We start from the raw sequence: 22,063 nt of genomic DNA, 5'->3' as shown, positions 1-22,063 counted from the left end.
AGGGCGGCGGGTCCGAAGACCAGCCGCCCTTGTCCGATATCGTCGAGGTCCCGAGCTTACGCTCCCTTCGGCCGATCCTTCGGCAGCACCACCGTCGGCCCGATCCTGTCGATCACCTGCTGGGCGTTGAACGCGCGAACCTCGCTGGAGGGCGGGGCGCCCTTGCGCATCACGATCTCGGCCGACGCCTCGTAGCGATCGACGGTCCGGACGTCGAAGTCGTTGCCGAAGCCGAACCCGCCGTAACCGCCCCAACCGAAGCCACCGCCGAAGCGCCGCCAGCCGCCGGCGCCGTAAAAGCCCCAGGAAGGGCCCCAATAGCCTCCCCAGCCGCCGTACGGCCCGACCGGATCGGCATAGGTGCGCGCCTGCCGATCGGTGTCACGCTGGACCATGACGAAATAGTCGTAGCCGTTCTGCTGCGTCAGCTGAGCCGCGCGAAACAGCAGATACCGCTCGACCGTGTCGCGGTCGGTGACGGTGTTGCCGGCGAACGTCACCAACCAGCGATTGTTCTCGACCTGCCGCTCGCTGAACCCGGTCCGGTAGAAACCGGTGCCGGTCGCCGGACGATACGGCGTTTCGGTCATACAGCCGGCGAGCAGCAGCGCACCGGACCCCACCGCGGCGAGCAAGGCGCCGCGACCTAGACGAAGATCACTCATGTTCCACAAACTCCGTGTCGCCAGGGCGGCGAAACGCAGCCACACTACGCGACGGACGTGGAACGAGCGATGAACGGTTTGGGTCCCGGGGTGAGACGTTCACCGACTGCGGATCTCAATAGGGCGAGGCCTGGTCGGCCCGCAGCTGCTGCCTCGCATCGCGCGCCTGGGCACACTGGATCGCCTGGGCGCGCCGGCCGCGATAGGCCTTGGCGTCCCGACATTCCGCGCGCTCGACCCGGGCGTCGTAGCGATCGGCCCGGATCACCTCGCGTCGCGTCGCGCAGCCCGAAAGAGCGATTCCGGCGCCGACGATCAGCATCACGGTGGTACGCATCACACCATACTCCTCTTCGAATGTCGTGCCGCAACGCGCGCCCGGTCGCTTCGATCCGCCGGCCCGTTTGCCGCCGACGGCGCGTGAGGACCCGCTGCCGACCTAGCGACGGGCAGACGGCGTGAAGATCAGCTTGACGCCGGACCAGACGATCAGCGCCGCACCGGCGCCGCCGTACAGCCACATCGAAAGGGGAAGTCGCAGCAATCGCATCATGACCGCCCGGTGGCTCCCCGAGTTGGATTCGAACCAACGACCAAGTGATTAACAGTCACCTACTCTACCGCTGAGCTATCGGGGAACGTCCGCGGAAGGCGGCTCTATAGCCGCCCCGCCGCCCGTTGCAAGCCCCGCCCGGCGCGGGCTCAGGCGATGAACTGCTCCATGGTGATCCGATCGTCGAGCGCATGCTCGGGATCGAAGAGCAACGTCAGCTCGCGGGTCCGGTCCATCGCGATCTCGACCGAGGCGACGTCGCGGACCTCATATTGATCGGCGACTGCGGAGACCGGCCGCTTGCCGGGATTGAGGACGCGCAGCCCGATCCGCGCCTTGTCGGGGAGGATCGCGCCGCGCCACCGGCGCGGCCGGAACGGGCTGATCGGGGTCAGCGCGATCAGCCCTGCGCCCAGCGGCAGGATGGGGCCGTGCGCCGAAAGGTTGTACGCGGTCGACCCAGCCGGCGTCGCCGCCAGGATGCCGTCGCAGGCGAGTTCGGGAAGGACGATGCGATCGTTGACCGTCACCTCGATCTTCGCGGTCTGGCGGGTCTCGCGGAGCAGCGACACCTCGTTGATCGCGGCATGGCCGTGGATCCGTCCGTCCATTCCGACCGCCGTCATCATCAGCGGCGCGACCTTGAACGCGCGGGCGTGTTCGAGCCGCTCGTTGAGCCCGTGCCGACGCCACTCGTTCATCAGGAAGCCCACGGTGCCGAGGTTCATCCCGAACACCGGGGGCGAGGCGCCGCGCCGCTCGAGCATCGCATGGAGCGTCTGGAGCAGAAAGCCGTCGCCGCCGAGCGCGATGATCAGGTCGGCCTCGGCTGGCGGGCACCAGTCCCAGGCGTCGGCGAGCTCGCGCGCCGCAGCCTGGGCGGGCGGCGCGGGCGAGGCGACCAGCGCTCGCCGCGGATAATGGGTCATCCCCCGGTGACGCTCATGTGGCGCGCCACGGCGGGGGCGGCGTCGCGGGCGATGCGGAAATCATGGCGCGCGGGCTTGACGGCGAGACCCCGGGCGACCGCCGCGTCGAGCTCCGCGGTCCCGCCCTCGCGTAGCGCCGCCTTGAGGTCGACCTGATCGTCATGGCCGAGGCAGAGATAGAGCTTCCCCTCCGTCGTCAGCCGGACGCGATTGCACCCGTCGCAGAAATTCGCGGTGAGCGGGGAGATCAGCCCCAGCCGCGTGCCGGTCCCCTCGACCCGCCAGTAGCGCGCAGGGCCGCCGGTGCCGCGCAGATCGCGAACCAGCGGGAAGCGCGCCGCGAGCGCCGCGAACACCTCGGTCAGTGGCACGAAGCGATCGGTGCGATCCTCGTCGACCGCGCCGAGCGGCATGGTCTCGATCAGCGACAGGTCGAGGCCCTCGTCGACGCACCAGCCAAGGAGATCGGGAAGCTCGCGCTCGTTCAGGCCCTTGAGCGCGACGGCGTTGATCTTGACCGCAAGGCCCGCCTGCCGCGCGGCGCGGATGCCGGCCAGGACCTGGTCGACGTCGCCGTGCCGGGTAATGAAGCGGAAGATCTCCGGATCGCGGGTGTCCAGGCTGACGTTGACCCGGCGGATCCCGGCCTCGCACAGCGCCTCGGCATGATCCGCCAGCCGGGTGCCGTTGGTCGTCATGGTCAGCTCGTCCAGGCCGGACCCGACGTGTCGGCCGAGCCGCTGAACCAGATCGAGGATGTCGCGGCGAACCAGCGGCTCCCCGCCCGAAAGCCGGATCTTCGTCACCCCGCGCGCGATGAACCGCTCGGCGATGATGGCGATCTCCTCGAGCGCCAGCAGCGCGCTGCGCGGAAGGAAGGTCATCTGCTCCGCCATGCAATAACGGCAGCGCAGGTCGCAGCGATCGGTCACCGAAATGCGGAGGTACCGGATCGTGCGCCCGTGGGCGTCGACCAGCGGCGTCGGCGTCAGCGAAGGCGGGGCGGCGTCCACGCAGGTCAGCTAGGGCCTCGCGCGGGTCGGAACAAGCGGCGGGGATTGAATCGGCGTCGCTCCCGGCTAGGGAACGGGCATGGGGGACGACGCGATCGACGCCGGAGGAGACCGCCGTGTCCGCATCGCGCCGGGCCCGCGCGCGGCCGCGATCGCCGCGGCGACCGCGGCGCTCGGCTGGCGCGTGGTCGAGGGGGATGCCCCGATCCTGGTCGTCGATCTCGCCTCGATCGAGCCCTGGCCGCAGGGGCGCCTGGCGGATGCCGCGGTGGTCGCCGTCGCCACGCGAGCCGGGGCGGCCGCCGCGCGCCAGGCGTTCGAGCGTGGGGCGACCCACTGGCTGGGAGTCGATTTCGGCGGGGACGATCTCGCCGCCACGCTCGACCTCGCCGCGCGCCACGCGCGTCGGGTCGCGCGTGCGCCCGCTCATGCCCGGCGCGCGGGAGACGGCGACCGGATCGACGGCGCGGCCTTCGAAGACTGGCGGGCGGCCCGCCCGGACGCGCCGGCGACCGTCATCGTCATCCGGCTGAGCCGGTTCGAGTTCGTCAACGCCGCCTTCGGGCGCGACACGGGCGACGCCCTGATCGCGGCGGCGGAGCAGCGGGTGCGCGCCTGGAGCGAGACGCTGGACCCACGCGCGCGCCTCACCCGCGACGGTGCGGAGTTCGTGGTCGCGGTCGCGACTGGCGAGAACCGGGTCGCCGACCGGCTCGGCGACCTCGAAGCCGCGCTGACCCGGCCCTTCGCGGAGTCGGGCGTCGCCGCCGGGCTGGGAGTCCGGATCGGCACGGCACCGGTCGCCGACATCGTCGCCGCCGCGATCGCCGGAGCGCGCCGCGCGATCGGCGGCGCGCGCGCGGCCGATCCGGCGCCCGCGCTCGACCGGCTCGCCGCGGACCTGCACCGCGCGCTGGAACGCGGCGAGGTGGCGCTGCGCTTCCAGCCGCAGGCGGTGGTCGCGACCGGAGCCATCGTCGGGGTCGAGGCGCTCGCGCGGTGGCGGCACCCCGAGCGCGGGGAGATCGGGGCCGAGACGCTGTTCGCCGCAGCGGCGCGCGCGGGACTCGGCGCCGCCCTGTCGGACCGTGTCCACGACCTCGCTTTCGCGCAGGCGGCAGGCTGGGGGGAGCCGCTGACGGGGCTGCGCCTGTCGATCAACGTCACCGCCGAAGACCTGGGGCGCAGCGGCTTCGCCGACGCGCTGCTCGATCGGATCGCCGCCGCCGGGCTCGCGCGGGGCCGAGTAACGGTCGAGATCGTGGAGACCGAGCTGGTCGACGATCTCGACGCCGCCGCCGCGATCCTGGCGCAGCTGCGCGGTGCGGGGCTACGGACCGCGATCGACGACTTCGGCACCGGCTACTCGAGCCTCGCCTATCTCAAGCGGCTGCCGATCGACTATCTGAAGATCGACCGCAGCCTGACGCGCGACATCGCCGGCTCCGAACGCGACCGGGCGGTCGTCCGCGGCGTCGTCGCGATGGCCCGGTCGCTCGGGATGGAGACGATCGCGGAGGGGGTCGAGACCGAGGTCGAGCGCGCCCTGCTCGCAGTCGAAGGCTGCGATCTCTATCAGGGCTTCCTCTGCGCCGAACCGCTGGAGAGCGACGTGCTGGCGCGGCTCGTCGCCCGTGGCCATGCCTAGCCGGGGATCGGCGAGGTCTTGAGCAGCTGCGCCACATGCGCGGCGTTGGTGGCGAGCATCGCCGCGGTCTTGGCGACCTTTTCCGGCACCTGGTCCAGGTCCTTGAAGTCGGTGGAGCCCATCGCCTCGCCGACCCAATAGCAAGCGGCGACCGGCGGGATCGTCCAGCCCACGTCGTTCAGGGCCTGGAACAGCTGCGACGAGGACATGTGCGCGCCATCCTCGTTGCCGACGATCGCGGCGACCGCGACCTTGGAATAAGGCGGCAGCCGCCCGGCGTCGTCGGTCTCGCTCAGGAAGGCGTCCATCCGCTCCAGCACGCGCTTCGCCACGCTGCCGATCTGCCCCATCCAGATGGGACCGCCGAAGACCAGGATATCGTGCGCCAGGATCTTGGCGCGCAGCGCGGGCCAGTCGTCGCCCTCACCCTCGTCGGAGGTGACGCCCGGCTTGATGTTGAGCGCCGCGACCCGCACCGTCTCGGTCACCTGGACGTTGCGGCCGGCGAAGGCGTCCCGCACGACGCCGATCATGCGGTCGGTGGACGACTCCTGCGAGGGGTCGGCCTTGAGGGTGCAGTTGAGCGCGATGGCGGTGAGCGGCATGACGATGTCTCCCTGCCGCTAAAGCGCCTCGGCCGATGCGGCGTTCCGGTCCGCCGCCGCACCTTAGGCCGCCGCCTTCGCCAGTCCCTTCGACAGTTGCAGCGCCCCGTGGAGCCGCGCCGCCGGATCCGCCCAGTTCCGCGTCAGCGCCAGCTTCGAATCGGGGCGGAGCTTGGCGATCCCGCCGAGCTTCTCGACATAGGCCAGCAGCCCGTCGACGCTGGGCGGCTTGTTGTCGTGGAAGGTCACGAGCGCGCCCTTCGCGCCGATGTCCATCTTGGCGACGCAGGCGATCTTGGCGTTGAGCTTGATCTCGATGACCTTGACCAGATTGTCGGTCGCCTCGGGCAGCGCGCCGAAGCGGTCGATCATCTCGGCGGCGAAGGCGTCGAGGTCGGGTTTGGTGTCGAGATCGTTCAGGCGGCGGTAGAGGCCCATGCGCAGGTCGAGATCGGGGACATAGTCCTCGGGGATCAGGATCGGCGCGTCGACGGTGATCTGGGGCGAGAAATCGCGCGGGCGCGAGGCGTAGCCGCCGGCTTTGGCATCCATGATCGCCTCCTCCAGCATCGACTGGTAGAGTTCGTAGCCGACCTCCTTGATATGCCCCGATTGCTCGTCGCCGAGCAGATTGCCCGCGCCGCGGATGTCGAGGTCGTGGCTGGCGAGCTGGAACCCCGCGCCGAGCGAATCGAGGTCGCTCAGCACCTTGAGGCGCTTCTCCGCCGCCTCGGACAGCATCCGCTCGGGCGGGGTGACCATGTAGGCGTAGGCGCGGGTCTTCGAGCGGCCGACCCGCCCGCGCAGCTGATAGAGCTGGGCGAGCCCGAAGCGGTCGGCGCGGTTGACGATCAGGGTGTTGGCGCTGGGGATGTCGATCCCGCTCTCGATGATCGACGTGGAGATCAGCACCTCGAACCGTCGTTCGACGAAGGCACTCATCCGCTCCTCGACCTCGGTAGGCGCCATCTGGCCGTGCGCGATGACGTAGCGGACCTCGGGGACCTGCTCGCGCAGGAACTCCTCGATGTCGGGGAGGTCGGCGATCCTCGGGGTGACGAGGAAGCTCTGGCCGCCGCGGTAATGTTCGCGCAGTAGCGCCTCCCGCAGCACGACCGGGTCCCAGGGCATGACATAGGTGCGGACGGCGAGGCGATCGACCGGCGGGGTCTGGATCACGCTGAGCTCGCGCAGGCCCGACATCGCCATCTGGAGCGTGCGCGGGATCGGGGTGGCGGTCAGCGTCAGCAGGTGGACCTCGGCCTTTAGCGCTTTCAATCGCTCCTTGTGCGTGACCCCGAAGCGCTGTTCCTCGTCGACGATGACGAGGCCCAGCCGCTTGAAGTCGATCCCCTTGGCGAGCAGCGCGTGGGTGCCGACGACGATGTCGAGCGAACCGTCGGCAATCTTCGCCTTGACCGTCTTCGCCTCTGCCGCCGGGACGAGGCGCGAGAGGCGACCGATCTCGATCGGGAACCCCTCAAACCGGGTCGTGAAGTTCATGTAGTGCTGGCGGGCGAGCAGGGTCGTCGGGCAGACCACCGCCACCTGCATCCCCGCCATCGCCGCGACGAACGCCGCTCGCAGCGCCACCTCGGTCTTGCCGAAGCCGACGTCGCCGACGATCAGCCGGTCCATCGGCCGGCCCGCGCCCAGATCGCCCAGCACGTCCGCAATCGCGCGGTCCTGGTCGTCGGTTTCCTCGTAAGGGAAACGGTCGACGAACGTCGGGTAGCCGCTCGAATCGGGTTCGGCGACCTCGCCGGGGCGGAGCGCGCGCTCCGCGGCGACCTGGATCAGCTCGCCCGCGATCTCGCGGATCCGCTCCTTCATCTGCGACTTCCGCCGCTGCCACGCCTCGCCGCCCAGCCGGTCGAGCGCCGCCCCGTCCTCGCCCGAGCCGTAGCGCGAGAGGACCTCGAGGTTCTCGACGGGCACGTAGAGCTTGGCCCCGCCCGCATATTCGAGCGCGACGCAGTCGTGCGGCGCGTTGGCGACGGGGACCTGGGTCAGCCCCTCGTAGCGGCCGATGCCGTGGTCGGCGTGGACGACCAGGTCGCCAGGCGACAGCGACGCCAGTTCGGCGAGGAAGGCGTCGGCGGACTTGCGGCGCTTCTTGCGACGGACCAGCCGGTCGCCGAGCATGTCCTGCTCGGTCAGCACCGCGACCCCGGAAGCGGTGAAGCCGTGTTCGAGGGGCAGGACGACGAACCCGGTCTGGGTCTCGCCGACGCCCAGCGCCTGCTGCCAGGTGTCGACGAACTTCGCGCCGGTCAGCTCATGGTCCTTGAGCAGCGTCGCCAGCCGGTCGCGTGCGCCGACGGAATAGCTGGCGAGGACGGGCTTGCGACCATCCTTGCGGAGCTTCGTCAGGTGCTGAACGACCGCCTCGTACACGTTCGCCCCGCCCGCGCGCTCGGGCGCGAAGTCGCGGGCGCCGTCGACGCCGAAGTCGACCACAGTCTTCGATTCGGGTTCGTGGAAGGGGGTGGTGAGATGGCAGCGCGCCTTGACGAGCGCGGCGTCCCACTCCTTGGCGTCGAGGTAAAGCGTCTTCGCGGGGAGCGCGCGGTAGCTGCCGGGCTTGCCCGCCTCGGCGCGCTTCCGGTTCTCGTAATAGTCCGCGATCGCCTCGAAGCGCGACTCGGCGGCGGCCTCCACGCCGTGATCGCGGACGAGGACGGCATGGTCGCCGAGATGATCGAACAGCGTCGCCAGCTTGTCCTCGAACAGCGGCAGCCAATGCTCCATTCCGGCGAGCCGCCGCCCTTCGCTGACCGCCTGGTAGAGCGGGTCGCCGGTCGCGGCCGCGCCGAAGCGCTCGCGGTAGCCGGCGCGGAACCGCTTGACGCTCTCCTCGTCGAGCAAGGCTTCGGAGGCGGGGAGGAGGACGAAGCCGTCGACCCGCCCGGTGGTGCGCTGATCGGCGGGGTCGAAGGTGCGGACGCTCTCGATCTCGTCGCCGAAGAAGTCGAGTCGGAGCGCCTGCTCCTCTCCGCTCGGGAACAGGTCGACGATGCCGCCGCGCACCGCGTACTCGCCCTGGTCGTGGACGGTGTCGGTGCGGACGTAGCCGTTGGCGGTCAGCAGATGGGCGAGCGCATCGCGCCCGATCCGCTCGCCGGGCTTCAGATTGGCGACGAGCTGGCGGATGCGGAACGGGGTCAGCGTCCGCTGGGTCGCGGCGTTGGCGGTGGTGAGCACCAGCTGCGGCGAGCGCGCGACCTGCTGGAGCCGGTGGAGCGCGCCGATCCGCTCGGCCATGACCCGCAAGCTCGGCGAGGCGCGGTCGTAGGGCAGGCAGTCCCAGGCGGGGAACTCGACGATCTCCAGCTCTGGCGCGAAGAACTGCGCGGTCTGGCTGATCGCGCGCATCGCGGCGTCGTCGGGCGCAACGAACACCGCGCGTGTCTTCGCCCCCCGCGCCAGATCGGCAAGGAGCGAGGGGAGGAAGCCGGTCGGGACGCCCGAGAGGGTAAGGGGCGCGGTCGCGGCGACGATGGTCTTGAGATCGGGCATCCGCGGTCAGGCGATCGTCACGAAGTCGAGCGTCCGCAGCCGCTCCATCATCGGTCCCTCCCACTCCGCCGGCACCGGGATCGAACCCATCGCCCAGCCGAGCACGTCGACGTCCTGTTCCTCGATCAGCGCCTCGAACCAGTCGAGTTCTGCCGCGGTCCACGTCTCGTGATGTGCGTCGAAATAGCCGCCGAAGACGTAGTCGGCCTCGCGGGTGCCGCGATGCCAGGCGCGGAAGCGGAGGCGCTTCAGGCGAAGAAGGGGATCCATGATGCTCCAACGGGGGATAAGCCGGCCGCCTTTTGGCGGTCGGCTGAACGGGGTACGGGGTGCAGATAGTCATGCGCCCCGACATCCTCAATCCGCTGTTCGCCGAAGTGGCCGCCTTGAAGGGGGTGGGACCGGCGCTCGCGCGCCCGCTCGAACGGTTGAAGCTGACGCGGGTGGTCGACCTCGCCTTCCATCTGCCGACCGGGGCGATCGAGCGGGTCGCGCGCGACGAGCTCGACATGGCCGACGCGGGGCGAACGGTGACGATCACGGTCACCCCGCGCGACATCAAGAGTTCGTCGTCGCCGCGCGGGCCGACTCGGGTCAATGCGTTCGACGCGCTCGGCAATCACGTCGGCCTCACCTATTTCGGCGGCGGCAGCGGCTGGGTGCGCAAGCTCTACACGCTGGGCCAGTCGGTCCGGGTCTCGGGCAAGCTCGAGATGTACGGACAGGAACTCCAGATGATCCACCCCGACATCGAGGGGGAGGACGGCTTCCGCGAGCGCGAGCCGATCTATCCGCTGTCGGAGGGGATCACCTCGCGCCGTCTCGCCGCGCTGGCCGAGCAGGCGGTCGCGCGCGGCCCGGCGCTGCCCGAATGGATCGAGCCGAGCCTCAAGGCGCAGCGCGACTGGCCCGACTGGCGCGAAGCGCTGGAGCGGGTCCACCGCGATCCGGCCGACGCGGTCGCGCGGGCCCGGCTCGCCTATGACGAGATCTTCGCGAGCCAGCTGGCGATGATGCTGGTTCGCGCCGAGACGCGGCGGCGCAAAGGCCGTGCGCTGGCGGGCGACGGGCGGCTGCGCGACCTGCTCAAGCTGCCCTATACGCTCACCGGCGCGCAGGCGCGGACGGTCGGCGAGATCGAGGGCGATCTGGCGCAGGACGCGCCGATGCTGCGGCTGCTCCAGGGCGATGTCGGCGCGGGCAAGACGCTGGTCGCGACGATGGCGATGCTGATCGCGGTCGAGGCGGGGGCGCAGGCGGCGATGCTCGCGCCGACCGAAATCCTCGCGCGCCAGCATTACGAGACCCTGCGCAAGCTCCTCGCCGGGCTGCCGGTCGAGGTCGCGGTGCTGACGGGCCGCGACAAGGGCAGGGTGCGCGAATCGGTGCTCATGGGGCTGGCGGACGGCTCGATCGACATCCTCGTCGGGACGCACGCGATCTTCCAGGAGGCGGTCGGCTACAAGGATCTGGGGCTGGTCGTGGTGGACGAGCAGCATCGCTTCGGGGTCGCCGAGCGGCTGGCGCTCGCAGCCAAGGGGAAGACCGCGCCGCACCTGCTGGCGATGACCGCGACGCCGATCCCGCGCACCCTCGCGCTCGCGACGCACGGCGACATGGACCAGAGCCGGCTCGACGAGCAGCCGCCCGGCCGCGAGCCGATCGAGACCTTCGTGATGGGCGAGGCGAAGACCGAAGACGTCGTCAACGCGCTCGGTCGGCATCTGTCCGAGGAGAAGCAGGCCTATTGGGTCTGCCCGTTGGTCGAGGAGAGCGAGACGGTCGACCTCGCCGCCGCCGAGGCGCGCGCCGCCGCCTTGCGCGAGCGGTTCGGGGAGCGCGTCGGCCTCGTCCACGGCCGCATGCGACCGGCGGAGAAGGATGCCGTGATGGCGCGCTTCGCCGCCGGTCAGATCGGCGTGCTGGTCGCGACGACGGTGATCGAGGTCGGGGTCGATGTTCCCAATGCTACGCTGATCGTGATCGAACATGCCGATCGCTTCGGCCTCGCCCAGCTCCACCAGCTGCGCGGGCGGGTCGGGCGCGGCGGGGGCAAGTCGCGCTGCCTGCTCCTGCGCGGGTCCGCGATGAGCGAGACGACCCGCGCGCGGCTGGCGCTGATGCGCGAGACCAACGACGGCTTCCGCCTCGCCGAGGAGGATCTGCGGCTGCGCGGCGCGGGCGAGCTGCTCGGCACCCGCCAGTCCGGGGAGGCGGGCTATCGGCTGGCGACACCCGAGCTGCTGACCGAGCTGCTCCCCGTCGCGCACGACGACGCGCGGTTGCTGATCGACCGCGACGGCGGACTGGACGGAGCCCGCGGTCGGGCGGCGCGCGTCGCCTTGTACCTGTTCGAACGCGACGCCGGGGTCGCGCTGCTCCGGTCGGGCTGATACCGCCGCGCCGTGGCTGCGATCCTTCCCGTCCTGTTCGTCGTTCTCGCGGGCCTGTGCGTCGCGGTTCAGGCGCCGACCAACGCCGCGCTGGCGCGGATCGGCGGCTCGGTGTGGCTGGCGACCGCGATCTCTTTCACGGGCGGCACGCTGTTCGTGCTCGCGCTATGGGCGGTGTTCGACCGCACGCCGCTGTCGGCGGTGCGCCAGGCGCCGCCCTGGGCGTGGATCGGCGGGCTCTATGGTGTCGCGTTCATCGCCGCGGTCTCCTACGCCACCCCGCGGCTCGGATTGGCGGCGACGCTGACCATCACCATCGGCGCGCAACTCGCAATGGCCGTCGCGCTCGACCATTTCGGAGCGTTCGGGCTCCGGCAGGAGCCCGTGACGCTTTCGCGGCTGGCCGGGCTGGCGCTCGTCGTCGCCGGGGTCGCGCTGGTCCGGCGCTAGCTCGCCACGACCAGCCCGTGGTGCTTCTTGCCGGCCGAGATGCGCGCGCCCGGCGCGACCATGGCGGCCTCGTCCGCCACCTTCTCGTTGTCGACGCGCGCGCCGCCGCCCTTGATCAGGCGGCGCGCCTCGCCCTTCGAGGCGCAGAAGCCCAGCCCGACCAGCGCATCGACCAGCGGCACGTCGCCCGGCGCGGCGAAGGTCGGCAGCGCGTCACCGCTTTCGCCCTCCTCGAAGGTCCGACGCGCGGTGTCGGCGGCTTGCTCGGCGGCGGCACGGCCGCGGCACAGCGCGGTCGCCTCGTTGGCGAGGACGATCTTCGCGGCGTTGATCTCCGCGCCCTCGAGCGCCTCGAGCCGCACGATCTCGTCCAGCGGCACATCGGTGAACAGGCGCAGGAAGCGCCCGACGTCGCGGTCGTCGGCGTTGCGCCAGAACTGCCAGTAATCGAAGTGCGGCAGCTGGTCCTCGTGGAGCCACACCGCGCCCGAGACGGTCTTGCCCATCTTGGTCCCATCGGCGGTGGTGATGAGCGGCGTCGTGACCGCGAACACCTCGGTGCCGTCGACCCGGCGCGCGAGATCGACGCCGTTGACGATATTTCCCCATTGATCGCTGCCGCCCATCTGGAGCCGGCACCCGAGCCGCCGCGACAGTTCCAGGAAATCATAGCCCTGGAGGATCATGTAGTTGAACTCGAGGAAGCTCAGCGACTGTTCGCGGTCGAGCCGGAGCTTGACGCTGTCGAAGCTCAGCATCCGGTTGACCGAGAAATGACGCCCGATGTCGCGCAGGAACGGCAGATATTCGAGTTTGTCGAGCCACTCGGCGTTGTCGACCAGCACCGCGTCGGTCGCGCCGTCGCCGAAGGTGAGGAAACGCTCGAAGATGCGCTTGATCGAGGCGATGTTGGTCGCGATCTGGTCCTCGCCCAGCAGCTTCCTCGCCTCGTCCTTGAAGCTCGGGTCGCCGACCTTCGAGGTGCCGCCGCCCATCAGCACGATCGGCTTGTGCCCGGCCTGCTGGAGGCGGCGAAGCAGCATCACCGAGACGAGATTGCCGACGTGGAGCGAAGCCGCGGTCGCGTCGAACCCGATGTAGCCGGGGACGACCTCGCGCGAGGCGAGCGCGTCGAGCCCGACGGCATCGGTCATCTGATGGATGTAGCCGCGCGCCGCGAGCGTGCGGAGGAGATCGGAAGTGTAGTCGGTCATCGCGACGAGGCGGTTACACGCCCCTCGCGTCCGCGCAACGGTACAGTGGCGGGCGCCTCAAGCGGCGCGCTGGACCGCGGCGACGAGCGCACCCGCGGTCTCGCCCACGAGCAGGCGGGCGGTCGCCAGCGCCGCGGCCAGGCGGTCGGCGGCGACGAGGCGCCAGATGCCGAGCACCACCGCCTCGTCCTCCTCGACGGTCGGATGACACGGGCGCTGGAAGGTGATCGTCTCGGTCGAGCCGGAATCGAGCAGCCGCATCGCCGCGTCGAATGCCGACCCGCCGTCGGCGAACCGCGTCGCCACTGCGGCTGCCGGCTCGCCCGCCAGTGTCAGCGCGTGGACCCAGGCGCGCATCGCGTCGAGGGTGGTGCGATCCTGTCCGGCGAGCGTGGCGACGGGACGGTCGAGGAGGTCGTACATGCGCTTCGGACACCTGCGGATGATTGCAAATGCGTCTCAATAAACCTGGCGAAGCAGAAGCGTCAAGATGTTGCGAGCGACTCGCAGCTCTCCTTTCGAACGGGGTCAAACGGCGGCGAGATCGGTCCTCGGCACGAAAAGGCCGGGAGATCGCTCTCCCGGCCGTCCGATCCGTGTCGAGTCGGGCGTCAGGCGGTCAGCGCCGCCTCGAAATGGCCGCACCAGTCGCTCGCCTCGACCTTGGGCCATACGCCTGCGGTGTCCCCGGACGGCTGGCTGATGGGCGGATTGTAGCGGCACAGGCCGAGATTGTTCGACTGTTCGGCGTCGAAGAACTTGCACTTGGCGCAGGCGGCAGCGCCGGCGGTGGTGAGGGCCATGATCGTGCTCCTTCGTTGAACAGGCGACGGGGCGCGGCCCCGTGCATCGCTGACCTGAATAGAAGTAAAGGCGAAAGGTTCCGCTCCGCAAGACGAAATCGACTGTTGAGAGTAACTCTCACCCGAGTCCGCCAACGGGTCGCAGGATATCTATCGAGGAGAGAGTATAAAATCGTAATCTGAAGAGTTCAGAATGAGAATTGTTCGCAAATCCAGTTGAGACTTACTCTCATTCTCGGGATCGAATCATCATGCCCGCGAGCGGAGAGGATCAGCTCACCGTCGCGGCAGCTGCCCCAGCGGATCCACGGGCGCGCGGCCCTGGCGAAGCTCGAAGTGGAGTTCCGGCCGATCGGCGAAGCCGCTGTCGCCCGACAAAGCGAGGACCTGGCCGCGCTTGACCGCCTGTCCGCGCTGGACCTTGAGCGACGAGGCGTGGCCGTAGATGCTGGTCCAGCCGCCGCCGTGCTTGACGATGACGAGCCCGCCCAACGCGGCGATGCCGTCGCCGACATAGGCGACGGTGCCGTCGGCGACCGCGCGGACGGGGGTGTCGATCGGCACCGCGATCTCGATGCCGTCGTTTCGCTCGCCCGTGCCGCCGCGGCCGAACCGCTTCACCACGTCGCCGTCGAGCGGCCAGGCGAAGCGGCCGGGCGCGACGAGCGGGGTCGTGATCGCCGCGGTGACCGGCAGCACCCGCTTGACGCCGGCGACCGGCTTGGCGGGAGTCTGGTTGGCTGCGAGCGCGGGTTCGCCGCCGGTCAGGATGTCGTCGATGTCGAGCGTGAAGGCGGCCGCCCGCTCGGCCGCGGTGCGCGGGCGGTCGTCGCCGGGGATCAGCACCCGCTGGCCGGTGCGCAGGATGAACGGCTCCTCCAGCGCGTTGGCGGCGACGATCCGCGACCATTCCACACCGTAGGCGCGCGCGATCGCGATGCCGGTCTGGCCCTGGCGGACGAGGTGGTAGCGCCCGCCGGGAATCGCGAGCCGCTGGCCCGCGCGAATGGTGAACGGCGCCGCGAGTCCGTTGACCCGCGCGATCGCCTCCGACCCCGCGCCGGTCGCGTCGCCGACGCGGCGAAGCGTGTCGCCGGGGCGGACGACATAGCTCCCGTCGGGGATCGTCGCCGCGTCCGCGGTCACGGGTCGTGCTTCCCACGCCGGTCGCGGGGCCGGAAGCTGGGTCACCTGGTCGCCGCCGCGACCGGGAACGTCGTCGTCGGGCGGCGGCGCTTCGGCGGACGGGGGCGATGGCGGCGGCAGCGGGCGGTCGACGTGCGGGATGCACGCGGCGAGCGCGAGCGGGGCGAGGCGGGCGATCGATCCGGCTGCCCTCATACGTCCGCTCCCCATGCGACCGGGCGTCCCGGCCGTGAGGTGCATGGTTAAGCGCTCGGCGTCAGGACTTCCACCCCGCCCAGATATGGCTTGAGCGTCTCGGGGACCGTCACCGACCCGTCCTCGCGTTGGTAATTCTCCAGCACCGCGACCAAAGTCCGCCCGACCGCGAGGCCCGAGCCGTTGAGCGTGTGGACGAACCGCGTCGCCTTCTCGCCCGCCGCGCGGTAGCGCGCGTTCATCCGCCGCGCCTGAAAGTCTGTACAGGTCGAGCAGCTGCTGATCTCGCGGTAGCGCGCCTGGCCCGGCAGCCAGACCTCGAGGTCATAGGTCCGCGCGGCGGTGAAGCCCATGTCCCCGGCGCACAGCTTCATCCGGCGATAGGCGAGGCCGAGCGCATCGAGGATGCCTTCGGCGCATTCCGTCATCCGCTCGTGCTCGGCTTCGCTCGCGTCGGGGGTGACGATAGAGACCATCTCGACCTTGTCGAACTGGTGCTGGCGGATGAACCCGCGCGTGTCGCGCCCCGCGGCGCCCGCCTCCGAACGGAAGCAGGGGGTGAGCGCGGTGAAGCGGAGCGGCAGCTCCTCTTCGCGCAGGATCTGCTCGCGGACGATATTGGTCAGGCTGACCTCGGCGGTGGGGATCAGCCAGCGGCCGTCGGTGGTGCGGAACAGGTCCTCGGCGAACTTCGGCAGCTGGCCGGTGCCGTACACCGCCTCGTCACGGACGAGGAGGGGCGGGGAGACGAGTTCGTAGTCATGCTCCCCGGTCAGCCGATCGAGCATGAACTGGCCGAGCGCGCGGGAGAGCCTCGCCGCCGGGCCGCGGACGAGGGTGAAGCGCGCGCCGGACATCGCCGCGCCGGTCTCGAAATCGAGGCCGAGCGCCGGGCCGAAAACGTCGTGCTCCTTGGGCGCGAAGGCGAAGACCGGCGGCGAGCCGCGCTCTTGAACGAGCTGGTTATCGTCCTCGTCCGCACCCTGGGGCACATCGGCAGCCGGGATGTTCGGCAACGCGGCGAGCAGGCCGTCCAGCTCGCCGGTGAGCCGCGCATCCTCGGCTTCAAGTTCGGGAAGGCGCGTCTTGAGCGTCGCGACCTCGGCCATCAGCGCGCTCGCAGTCGCTTCGTCCTTCGCCGCCTTGGCCGCGCCGATCGCCTTCGACGCCTCGTTGCGGCGCGCCTGGCCGATCTGGAGCTCGGTCACCACCTCGCGCCGCCGCCGGTCGAGATCGAGGATCGCCGCCGAGTCCGCGCCTTTGCCCCGCTTGGTCATGGCGGCGTCGAAGGCGGCGGGATCGTCGCGGATCAGGCGGATGTCGTGCATGGCGCGCGCTATGCAGCGGGCGGGCAACCTCGGGCAAGCCCGGGGCGTTCCCCCGTGCAAGCCAACGAGAGGAGACCCCGATGCAGCTTCCCCACGATTCGGTCGTACTCGTCGCCGACGGGCGTAAGATGCTGTTCCTGCGCAACGAGGGCGATGCCGAATATCCGAACCTCGTCGTCGAGACCGCCGAGGAGCAGTCGAACCCCGCCACGCGGGATCAGGCGACCGACGGCGCCGGCCAGGCCGCGTCCTCGCAAGGGGCGGCGCGCAGTTCGGTCGAGCCCACCGATTTCCACCAGCTCGAGGAGGACCGCTTCGCCGCCCAGGCGGCCGAGCTCCTGAAGACGCGCGCGCTGCGCCATGACTATGAGTCGCTCATCGTCGTCGCGCCACCGCGGACGCTGGGCGAGCTGCGCAGGCACTACCACGTCGAGGTCAGCAACCGGCTGAAGGGCGAGCTCGACAAGGACCTGACCGGCCATCCGATCGCCGACATCGAGGCCGCGCTGCTGAAGGCGTGACCGGCCTGCTTTCCGCAGGCGACACCGCCTGCGGAAAGCCCGCTCCCGTCAGCCTTGTCTCGGCACCTCCCGTGAACGGGAAGGGTGGATCTACGCCGCCTTCGCCAACCGCTTGCGCGCGACCAGCGCCGCGGCGGCGGCGCCGAACAGCAACACCATCGGCGGTGCTGGGACCGGCGTGGGCTTGCCGCTCGATCCGCCATGGTGGCCGCCGCTCGTGCTCCAGCCGCTCGAGGTGCTCCAGCCCTTCGACGACGAGCCGTAGGACGAACTGGAGCTGGAAGTCGACGTCGAGGTCGAGCTTGAAGTCGAACTGGAGCCCGAGCTGGTGCTCGACTGGTTCTGACCCTGCCCCTGACCTTGAGCCTGGCCCTGCTGCTGCTGGTTGGTGTTCTTGATGTCGACGTTGGTGCCGGCGAGGACGATGTTGCCGCCGCCGCCGCCGTTACCGCCGCCGAAGAAGCCGCCACCGAAGCCGCCCCCGAAGCCGCCGCCGTAACCGCCGCCGATCACCGCCGGCGCCACGCCGCCGCCGCCCCCCGAATAGGCCGCGGGCACCGGGATCGGCGCCGCCTGGCTCGCGACCGTCACCGTCGCCGGCGCGCAGGTGGTGGTGGTACGGGTCACGACTCGGCGAACCCGGGTGGGCCGCGCGGCGACCCGGACGCGCTTCTTGGCCACCGCGACCTTCGAATATTGGGTCCGCGCCTTCTGGCTCTCCGCCACATGGACGGCACCGCCGCCGATCAGCGCGCCGCCGCAGGTGCAGGCGCAGAGTTTAGCCAAGGCCATCCTGACGGACATAATGTCTCTTTCCCGTTCCAGACGACCCTTCCGGACCGTCCTCGTGTCGCCGCTCGTTGCTCAGCCGCTATCGGGAGAAAGGGGGGAACAAAGACTTAAGCGCAACGACGTTAACCACGAAATCGATGCGTCGATGCGCAATCCGCACCACACGACGTTGGCAAAGCGAGCTTCTGTCCCAGCGCGGTACGGAAAACGTCCATCGGATCAAGGCGGGTTGGTCGCTTGTCCCCGCGGTCATGCGCCACTATAGCGCCGCTCCGGGGCCGCCGGGTCAACGACACCCGGCGGGGCGGGAGAGTTCAGATGGCGACTGCGTGGGACCGAGTCGAACAAGTCGGGGGGACAGCGCCCGTGCCGGCGAACGACGAGGATTATCGTCCCAACGCGGACGAGCCGTTCATGAACCCGCGCCAGCAGGCGTATTTCCGCGCCAAGCTGCTCGTCTGGAAGGACGCGATCAAGCGCGAGTCGGCGGACACGCTCTCCCAGCTCCAGCTCGATACCCTCCGCGAGGCGGACCTGACGGATCGCGCGTCGAGCGAGACCGATTGGGGGATAGAGCTTCGCACCCGCGACCGCCAGCGCAAGCTGATCAGCAAGATCGACGCCGCGCTCCGCCGGATCGACGAGGGCGAATACGGCTATTGCGAGGTGACGGGCGAGCCGATCGGGCTCGCGAGGCTCGAAGCGCGGCCGATCGCCACGATGACGATCGAGGCGCAGGAACGCCACGAGCGTGCGGAGAAGGTCAGCCGCGAGGATTGATGGTTAGGGATTTGGCAACCGCGCGGCTCGTATCCGCTCCGGAGCGTTCCGATCGGGTGATGGACATGGATTCTCTCGACCGTCGCGGGCCGGCATCCGCTGCGCGTGGGGGCCGCGGCCGCGACAGCCTGTTTCTGATGGCCAGGCTGCGGCGCGCCGGCGCCAGCGAGAGCGTGCCGGTCCGTGTCCGCAACCTGTCGCCCGGCGGGCTGATGGCCGAACTCAACGAACCGCTGGACCACGACGCCGAAGTGGAGATCGAGGTGCGTGGGCTGGGCTGGATCCCGGGACGGATCGCCTGGCATACCGAGGGGCGGACCGGGATTGCCTTCGATCGGCCGATCGATCCGCAGCGGGCGCGCAAACCCGTCGGCGCGGCGAAGTCGGATCGACCGTTCCCTCGCTCCTAGCGCGTGCGGGCGGCGTACGCATCGCCGCCCGTCGGGCGCCGCTCAGTGCGCCGCCTGCGACATCTCTTCCTTCAGTCTCAGCTTCTGCTTCTTCAGGTCCGCCAGCTTGATCGCGTCGGGGAGCGGGCGGTGCGACTCATCGGCGATCCGCTGATCGATGGTCGCATGCTTGGCTTCCAGGGCCGACAGATGCGTGGTCTGCATAAGCATAACCTCCTTGGGGCTGGGTTGCTGGACCAGAGAGTAAATCACGAAACGGCCTTTCTGTCCCTTGCCAATCTGCGTTAATCGGTAAATCGCGGCGGCGGCGCGACGGATCGGGGAGTTCTGGTGAACGAAGGATTGGACGCCGCGCGGCTCCGTACGCTGAGGCAGGAGCACCGCGATCTCGATGCTGCGATCGCCGCGCTGGGGGAGGGGGGCGCCCCCGATCAGCTCCAGATGGCCCGGCTCAAGAAGCGCAAGCTCCGTCTGCGCGACGAGATCGCGGTGATCGAGGACCGGATGATTCCCGACATCATCGCCTGAGCGATGCGAGATGCGTCGGATTGAGACACCGCGCGTCACGCCGCGCTTGGCCGGCGATGACGGTTGCTTCATGCTCGCGTCATGAGGTTCGTCGAGGAAGCCCGCGTTCACCGCCGCCTGATCGACGCGCTCTATACCGAGGCGATGCTGCTCGCGGACGAGGCGCGCGGCTATTTCGACGAAGGCGGGCGCGCCGATCGCGAGGCGCTGGCGCCGATGGAGCGAGTGTTGTTCAGCTGCGAATCGCTCAAGGTCACGACCCGGCTCATGCACATCATCGCCTGGCTGCTGACCCAGCGCGCGGTGGAGGCGGGCGAACTGACGTCGCGTGAGGCGCTGGACCCTTCGCGCAGGCTCGGCGTCGCGCCGGTCACCGACGTCGCGGTCTACGTCGGCCTGCCCTCCGCGGCGCAGGCGCTGGTCAAGGCGAGCGCCGATCTGCACCGGCGGGTGGCGCGTTTGGACCTGGCGCTGGAGATGGAGGCGCCACCGCCGAGCCCGGCGCGGTCGATCCAGGACCGGCTGGCGCTGGTGTTCTGAAATCGTGCCGAGGGATCGCGGATGCCGCTCGTTCGCACCGTCATCTCGCGGCGTGAACATGGCGCGACCCTGTCGACCGCGTCCACCGATCGTCCTGCGGTCATCGCCGCCGGTCGGGCGGAAGCATAAATCCGGCGCGAGGAGACGGCGACATGAGCGAAGCGTCGGCGGCGATTACGGCGAGCGCCATCGACACATGCGCGGCAGCCCGATGATGGCCGCCGCTGTCGAGCTTCACGAGCGCCATGTAGAGCAGGGTTTGCACCGCATCGGGGTAATCCGGCTCGACAGCGCTCATCGGGACGCCCTTCGTGTCGTGACTCGAGGTTCTCGTGCGCGACAATCTGCCTTCGGCAAGGGCGGAGAACATTATACGATGCTAAGAACCGCCAATCTTTTGCGTGATTTGACGTCCGAGAAAGGCCCGGGATCGGCGCCGCTACGAGGTTCGTCGCGGGGCCCGTCTCGACCGCGCGCGACGATAAGCCTTATGCGGCGAGCCCGATCCGCGCCTTCGCCGCTCGATATTCTCCGATCATCCGCTCGATCCTGACCGCTACCGGCTCGACCTTGTCGACCGCGCCGATGCCCTGGCCCGATCCCCAGATGTCACGCCACGCCTTCGCCTTCGGGGCGTTGCCGCCGCCGAAGTCCATCGTCTTGTAATCGCCATCGGGCAGGTTGTCGGGGTCGAGCCCGGCGTTCTCGATCGACTGGCGCAGATAGTTGCCGTGGACCCCGGTGAAGAGATTCGAATAGACGATGTCGGAGGCGCGGCCCTGGACGATGCCGTTCTTGTAGCCCTCGTCCGCATTCGCCTCCTCGGTCGCGATGAAGGGCGAGCCGATATAGGCGAGGTCCGCCCCCATCGCCTGCGCCGCCAGCACCGCGTCGCCGGTCGCAATCGAGCCGGACAGCGCGAGCGGCCCGGAGAACCACTGGCGGATCTCGGAGATCAGCGCGAACGGCGAGAGCCGCCCGGCGTGTCCGCCCGCGCCCGCCGCGACCGCGATCAGCCCGTCCGCGCCCTTTTCGACCGCCTTGCGCGCGAAGCGATCGTCGATGACGTCGTGGAGCGTGATCCCGCCCCAGCCATGGACCGCGGCGTTCAGTTCCTCGCGCGCACCCAGGGAGGTGATCGTGATCGGCACCTGCCATTTCTCGCAGGTCGCCAGATCCTGATCGAGCCGGTCGTTCGACTTGTGGACGATCTGGTTGACCGCGAACGGTGCGGCGGGCGCATCCGGGTTCGCGCGATTATGGGCGGCGAGCTCCTCGGTGATGCGGTGGAGCCATTCGTCGAGCAGCGCCTGCGGACGCGCGTTCAGGGCGGGGAACGATCCGACGATCCCCGCCTTGCACTGGGCGATCACCAGTTCCGGCCCTGAGATGATGAACAGCGGCGAGCCGATGACCGGCAGCCGCAGCGAGGAGAGGGTGGGAGGAAGCGCCATAACTTGGGTTATGTCGGCTCAGTCGATCCGCTTCAAGCCCTCTGCCGCGGCTCGGCCGTTCTCGACGTAATGCGCCGCCGAAAGGCGCAGTCCTGCTTTCGCTGTATCGTCGAGCGCGCGGGTCGCCCTGGCCGGACTGCCGACGATCAGGCTGCCGGGCGCGAACGTCTTGTTCTCGGTGACGAGCGCATTGGCGCCGACGATGCAGTCGTCGGGGATTACGGCATTGTTGAGCACGGTCGCGCCCATGCCGATCAGCACGCGGTCGCCGATCCGGCAGCCGTGGAGGATCGCATGGTGCCCGATCGTGCAATCTTCGCCGATCGAAAGCGGCGCGTGCGGGTCCGAGTGGAGCATCGCGCCCTCCTGCACGTTGCTGCGTGCCCCGATCGGGATCGGCGTCTTGTCGCCGCGGATCGTCGCGCCGAACCAGACCGACACGTCGTCGGCCAGGATCACCTCGCCGACGACGCTGGCGTCGGGCGCGACCCAGGCGGAGGCGGCGACGCTCGGGCGTTTGCCCTTATATTCGTAGAGGGGCACCGGCTCTCCCATCGCTCGCATATCGCGCCTCCAT

25 protein-coding genes and 1 tRNA gene are annotated in these 22,063 nt (G+C 69.8%); 8 read left to right on the top strand and 18 right to left on the bottom strand.

Features of this window, described 5'->3' with window-relative positions; all coding sequences use genetic code 11:
• Nucleotides 1-56: 56 nt before the first annotated feature.
• From AC4GYY_RS05695 to moaA, 5 genes are all read right to left on the bottom strand, one after another.
• A complete protein-coding gene (locus AC4GYY_RS05695; RefSeq protein WP_491119243.1) occupies nucleotides 57-665 on the bottom strand; it encodes a CC0125/CC1285 family lipoprotein in 609 nt (202 codons plus the stop codon).
• Nucleotides 666-780: 115 nt separating this feature from the next.
• On the bottom strand, nucleotides 781-1,002 hold the full coding sequence (locus AC4GYY_RS05690; RefSeq protein WP_491119242.1) for a hypothetical protein: 222 nt from the start codon (nucleotides 1,000-1,002) through the stop codon (nucleotides 781-783).
• A 226-nt stretch (nucleotides 1,003-1,228) separates the two neighbouring features.
• Nucleotides 1,229-1,303: transfer RNA gene (locus tag AC4GYY_RS05685), tRNA-Asn, on the bottom strand.
• A 64-nt stretch (nucleotides 1,304-1,367) separates the two neighbouring features.
• Complete coding sequence (locus AC4GYY_RS05680; protein ID WP_491119241.1) at nucleotides 1,368-2,147, bottom strand: NAD kinase; 780 nt, start codon at nucleotides 2,145-2,147, stop codon at nucleotides 1,368-1,370.
• A complete protein-coding gene (gene moaA / locus AC4GYY_RS05675) occupies nucleotides 2,144-3,160 on the bottom strand; it encodes a GTP 3',8-cyclase MoaA (protein WP_491119240.1) in 1,017 nt (338 codons plus the stop codon). The genes AC4GYY_RS05680 and moaA overlap by 4 nt, the downstream gene beginning before the upstream one ends.
• 79 nt (nucleotides 3,161-3,239) lie before the next feature.
• Here moaA and AC4GYY_RS05670 point away from each other — a divergent pair, with 79 nt between their 5' ends.
• Complete coding sequence (locus AC4GYY_RS05670; RefSeq protein ID WP_491119239.1) at nucleotides 3,240-4,808, top strand: GGDEF domain-containing phosphodiesterase; 1,569 nt, start codon at nucleotides 3,240-3,242, stop codon at nucleotides 4,806-4,808.
• On the opposite strand, the gene AC4GYY_RS05665 is transcribed toward AC4GYY_RS05670, so the two are convergent.
• From AC4GYY_RS05665 to AC4GYY_RS05655, 3 genes are all read right to left on the bottom strand, one after another.
• Nucleotides 4,805-5,413: a flavodoxin family protein gene (locus tag AC4GYY_RS05665; protein WP_491119238.1), complete on the bottom strand. Its 609-nt coding sequence runs from the start codon at nucleotides 5,411-5,413 to the stop codon at nucleotides 4,805-4,807. The genes AC4GYY_RS05670 and AC4GYY_RS05665 overlap by 4 nt on opposite strands.
• Nucleotides 5,414-5,476: 63 nt before the next feature.
• The gene (mfd, locus tag AC4GYY_RS05660; protein WP_491119237.1) at nucleotides 5,477-8,932 is read right to left on the bottom strand and encodes a transcription-repair coupling factor; all 3,456 of its coding nucleotides are present in this window, start codon (nucleotides 8,930-8,932) and stop codon (nucleotides 5,477-5,479) included.
• A 6-nt stretch (nucleotides 8,933-8,938) separates the two neighbouring features.
• The gene (locus AC4GYY_RS05655; protein ID WP_491119236.1) at nucleotides 8,939-9,202 is read right to left on the bottom strand and encodes an FAD assembly factor SdhE; all 264 of its coding nucleotides are present in this window, start codon (nucleotides 9,200-9,202) and stop codon (nucleotides 8,939-8,941) included.
• A gap of 71 nt (nucleotides 9,203-9,273) precedes the next feature.
• On the opposite strand from AC4GYY_RS05655, the gene recG reads away from it, so the two are divergent.
• Together recG and AC4GYY_RS05645 are read left to right on the top strand one after the other, a co-directional pair.
• Nucleotides 9,274-11,325, top strand: coding sequence for an ATP-dependent DNA helicase RecG (gene recG / locus AC4GYY_RS05650; RefSeq protein ID WP_491119311.1), 2,052 nt, complete (start codon nucleotides 9,274-9,276; stop codon nucleotides 11,323-11,325).
• Between the two features lie 12 nt (nucleotides 11,326-11,337).
• A complete protein-coding gene (locus AC4GYY_RS05645) occupies nucleotides 11,338-11,775 on the top strand; it encodes a DMT family transporter (protein WP_491119235.1) in 438 nt (145 codons plus the stop codon).
• Here the strand turns inward: AC4GYY_RS05645 and tyrS are convergent.
• The 5 genes from tyrS to serS all read right to left on the bottom strand — a co-directional run bounded on the left by tyrS (nucleotide 11,772) and on the right by serS (nucleotide 16,461).
• Nucleotides 11,772-12,989: a tyrosine--tRNA ligase gene (tyrS, locus tag AC4GYY_RS05640; RefSeq protein ID WP_491119234.1), complete on the bottom strand. Its 1,218-nt coding sequence runs from the start codon at nucleotides 12,987-12,989 to the stop codon at nucleotides 11,772-11,774. The genes AC4GYY_RS05645 and tyrS overlap by 4 nt on opposite strands.
• Before the next feature lie 57 nt (nucleotides 12,990-13,046).
• Nucleotides 13,047-13,412: a hypothetical protein gene (locus tag AC4GYY_RS05635; protein WP_491119233.1), complete on the bottom strand. Its 366-nt coding sequence runs from the start codon at nucleotides 13,410-13,412 to the stop codon at nucleotides 13,047-13,049.
• 188 nt (nucleotides 13,413-13,600) lie between these two features.
• Nucleotides 13,601-13,792 (bottom strand): hypothetical protein, encoded by a 192-nt coding sequence (locus AC4GYY_RS05630; protein WP_491119232.1) that lies wholly within the window; start codon nucleotides 13,790-13,792, stop codon nucleotides 13,601-13,603.
• A gap of 276 nt (nucleotides 13,793-14,068) precedes the next feature.
• Complete coding sequence (locus tag AC4GYY_RS05625) at nucleotides 14,069-15,133, bottom strand: peptidoglycan DD-metalloendopeptidase family protein (protein ID WP_491119231.1); 1,065 nt, start codon at nucleotides 15,131-15,133, stop codon at nucleotides 14,069-14,071.
• A gap of 47 nt (nucleotides 15,134-15,180) precedes the next feature.
• Nucleotides 15,181-16,461, bottom strand: coding sequence for a serine--tRNA ligase (gene serS / locus AC4GYY_RS05620; RefSeq protein ID WP_491119230.1), 1,281 nt, complete (start codon nucleotides 16,459-16,461; stop codon nucleotides 15,181-15,183).
• A gap of 80 nt (nucleotides 16,462-16,541) precedes the next feature.
• Here serS and AC4GYY_RS05615 point away from each other — a divergent pair, with 80 nt between their 5' ends.
• Nucleotides 16,542-16,982, top strand: a complete 441-nt coding sequence (locus AC4GYY_RS05615; RefSeq protein ID WP_491119229.1) for a host attachment family protein — start codon at nucleotides 16,542-16,544, stop codon at nucleotides 16,980-16,982.
• 90 nt (nucleotides 16,983-17,072) lie between these two features.
• On the opposite strand, the gene AC4GYY_RS05610 is transcribed toward AC4GYY_RS05615, so the two are convergent.
• Nucleotides 17,073-17,774, bottom strand: a complete 702-nt coding sequence (locus AC4GYY_RS05610) for a hypothetical protein (RefSeq protein ID WP_491119228.1) — start codon at nucleotides 17,772-17,774, stop codon at nucleotides 17,073-17,075.
• A 318-nt stretch (nucleotides 17,775-18,092) separates the two neighbouring features.
• Between AC4GYY_RS05610 and dksA the strand changes: the two genes are divergently transcribed.
• Together dksA and AC4GYY_RS05600 are read left to right on the top strand one after the other, a co-directional pair.
• Nucleotides 18,093-18,554: an RNA polymerase-binding protein DksA gene (gene dksA / locus AC4GYY_RS05605; protein ID WP_491119227.1), complete on the top strand. Its 462-nt coding sequence runs from the start codon at nucleotides 18,093-18,095 to the stop codon at nucleotides 18,552-18,554.
• Nucleotides 18,555-18,691: 137 nt separating this feature from the next.
• Nucleotides 18,692-18,964 carry a PilZ domain-containing protein gene (locus AC4GYY_RS05600; RefSeq protein ID WP_491119226.1) on the top strand — a complete coding sequence of 91 codons (273 nt, stop codon included), beginning with the start codon at nucleotides 18,692-18,694 and terminating at the stop codon, nucleotides 18,962-18,964.
• A gap of 42 nt (nucleotides 18,965-19,006) precedes the next feature.
• Here AC4GYY_RS05600 and AC4GYY_RS05595 read toward each other — a convergent pair whose 3' ends face one another.
• A complete protein-coding gene (locus AC4GYY_RS05595; RefSeq protein WP_491119225.1) occupies nucleotides 19,007-19,168 on the bottom strand; it encodes a YdcH family protein in 162 nt (53 codons plus the stop codon).
• Between the two features lie 126 nt (nucleotides 19,169-19,294).
• On the opposite strand from AC4GYY_RS05595, the gene AC4GYY_RS05590 reads away from it, so the two are divergent.
• Together AC4GYY_RS05590 and AC4GYY_RS05585 are read left to right on the top strand one after the other, a co-directional pair.
• On the top strand, nucleotides 19,295-19,492 hold the full coding sequence (locus tag AC4GYY_RS05590; protein ID WP_491119224.1) for a YdcH family protein: 198 nt from the start codon (nucleotides 19,295-19,297) through the stop codon (nucleotides 19,490-19,492).
• A gap of 81 nt (nucleotides 19,493-19,573) precedes the next feature.
• Nucleotides 19,574-20,032, top strand: coding sequence for a DUF1465 family protein (locus tag AC4GYY_RS05585; protein WP_491119223.1), 459 nt, complete (start codon nucleotides 19,574-19,576; stop codon nucleotides 20,030-20,032).
• A 100-nt stretch (nucleotides 20,033-20,132) separates the two neighbouring features.
• On the opposite strand, the gene AC4GYY_RS05580 is transcribed toward AC4GYY_RS05585, so the two are convergent.
• From AC4GYY_RS05580 to AC4GYY_RS05570, 3 genes are all read right to left on the bottom strand, one after another.
• Nucleotides 20,133-20,330 (bottom strand): hypothetical protein, encoded by a 198-nt coding sequence (locus tag AC4GYY_RS05580; RefSeq protein WP_491119222.1) that lies wholly within the window; start codon nucleotides 20,328-20,330, stop codon nucleotides 20,133-20,135.
• A 190-nt stretch (nucleotides 20,331-20,520) separates the two neighbouring features.
• The gene (locus AC4GYY_RS05575; RefSeq protein ID WP_491119221.1) at nucleotides 20,521-21,486 is read right to left on the bottom strand and encodes an NAD(P)H-dependent flavin oxidoreductase; all 966 of its coding nucleotides are present in this window, start codon (nucleotides 21,484-21,486) and stop codon (nucleotides 20,521-20,523) included.
• 18 nt (nucleotides 21,487-21,504) lie between these two features.
• Nucleotides 21,505-22,029: a gamma carbonic anhydrase family protein gene (locus AC4GYY_RS05570; RefSeq protein ID WP_491119310.1), complete on the bottom strand. Its 525-nt coding sequence runs from the start codon at nucleotides 22,027-22,029 to the stop codon at nucleotides 21,505-21,507.
• Nucleotides 22,030-22,063: the final 34 nt, after the last annotated feature.

The sequence above is a fragment of the Sphingomonas sp. SP6 genome (assembly GCF_058313435.1).
The sequence above is the reverse complement of the archived record's forward strand: the minus strand, read 5'-3'. Positions and strand labels throughout refer to the sequence as shown.

What these genes read in the sequence shown, in the direction of transcription:
- AC4GYY_RS05580 (WP_491119222.1), bottom strand. Translation starts at nt 20,330, where the DNA reads ATGAGCGCTGTCGAGCCGGATTACCCCGATGCGGTGCAAACCCTGCTC.
- dksA (WP_491119227.1), top strand. Translation starts at nt 18,093, where the DNA reads ATGGCGACTGCGTGGGACCGAGTCGAACAAGTCGGGGGGACAGCGCCC.
- AC4GYY_RS05635 (WP_491119233.1), bottom strand. Translation starts at nt 13,412, where the DNA reads ATGTACGACCTCCTCGACCGTCCCGTCGCCACGCTCGCCGGACAGGAT.
- AC4GYY_RS05670 (WP_491119239.1), top strand. Translation starts at nt 3,240, where the DNA reads ATGGGGGACGACGCGATCGACGCCGGAGGAGACCGCCGTGTCCGCATC.
- AC4GYY_RS05575 (WP_491119221.1), bottom strand. Translation starts at nt 21,486, where the DNA reads ATGGCGCTTCCTCCCACCCTCTCCTCGCTGCGGCTGCCGGTCATCGGC.
- mfd (WP_491119237.1), bottom strand. Translation starts at nt 8,932, where the DNA reads ATGCCCGATCTCAAGACCATCGTCGCCGCGACCGCGCCCCTTACCCTC.
- recG (WP_491119311.1), top strand. Translation starts at nt 9,274, where the DNA reads ATGCGCCCCGACATCCTCAATCCGCTGTTCGCCGAAGTGGCCGCCTTG.
- tyrS (WP_491119234.1), bottom strand. Translation starts at nt 12,989, where the DNA reads ATGACCGACTACACTTCCGATCTCCTCCGCACGCTCGCGGCGCGCGGC.
- AC4GYY_RS05610 (WP_491119228.1), bottom strand. Translation starts at nt 17,774, where the DNA reads ATGGCCTTGGCTAAACTCTGCGCCTGCACCTGCGGCGGCGCGCTGATC.
- AC4GYY_RS05695 (WP_491119243.1), bottom strand. Translation starts at nt 665, where the DNA reads ATGAGTGATCTTCGTCTAGGTCGCGGCGCCTTGCTCGCCGCGGTGGGG.
- AC4GYY_RS05600 (WP_491119226.1), top strand. Translation starts at nt 18,692, where the DNA reads ATGGCCAGGCTGCGGCGCGCCGGCGCCAGCGAGAGCGTGCCGGTCCGT.
- serS (WP_491119230.1), bottom strand. Translation starts at nt 16,461, where the DNA reads ATGCACGACATCCGCCTGATCCGCGACGATCCCGCCGCCTTCGACGCC.
- AC4GYY_RS05655 (WP_491119236.1), bottom strand. Translation starts at nt 9,202, where the DNA reads ATGGATCCCCTTCTTCGCCTGAAGCGCCTCCGCTTCCGCGCCTGGCAT.
- AC4GYY_RS05585 (WP_491119223.1), top strand. Translation starts at nt 19,574, where the DNA reads ATGAGGTTCGTCGAGGAAGCCCGCGTTCACCGCCGCCTGATCGACGCG.
- AC4GYY_RS05595 (WP_491119225.1), bottom strand. Translation starts at nt 19,168, where the DNA reads ATGCAGACCACGCATCTGTCGGCCCTGGAAGCCAAGCATGCGACCATC.
- AC4GYY_RS05615 (WP_491119229.1), top strand. Translation starts at nt 16,542, where the DNA reads ATGCAGCTTCCCCACGATTCGGTCGTACTCGTCGCCGACGGGCGTAAG.
- AC4GYY_RS05680 (WP_491119241.1), bottom strand. Translation starts at nt 2,147, where the DNA reads ATGACCCATTATCCGCGGCGAGCGCTGGTCGCCTCGCCCGCGCCGCCC.
- AC4GYY_RS05630 (WP_491119232.1), bottom strand. Translation starts at nt 13,792, where the DNA reads ATGGCCCTCACCACCGCCGGCGCTGCCGCCTGCGCCAAGTGCAAGTTC.
- AC4GYY_RS05665 (WP_491119238.1), bottom strand. Translation starts at nt 5,413, where the DNA reads ATGCCGCTCACCGCCATCGCGCTCAACTGCACCCTCAAGGCCGACCCC.
- AC4GYY_RS05690 (WP_491119242.1), bottom strand. Translation starts at nt 1,002, where the DNA reads ATGCGTACCACCGTGATGCTGATCGTCGGCGCCGGAATCGCTCTTTCG.
- AC4GYY_RS05625 (WP_491119231.1), bottom strand. Translation starts at nt 15,133, where the DNA reads ATGAGGGCAGCCGGATCGATCGCCCGCCTCGCCCCGCTCGCGCTCGCC.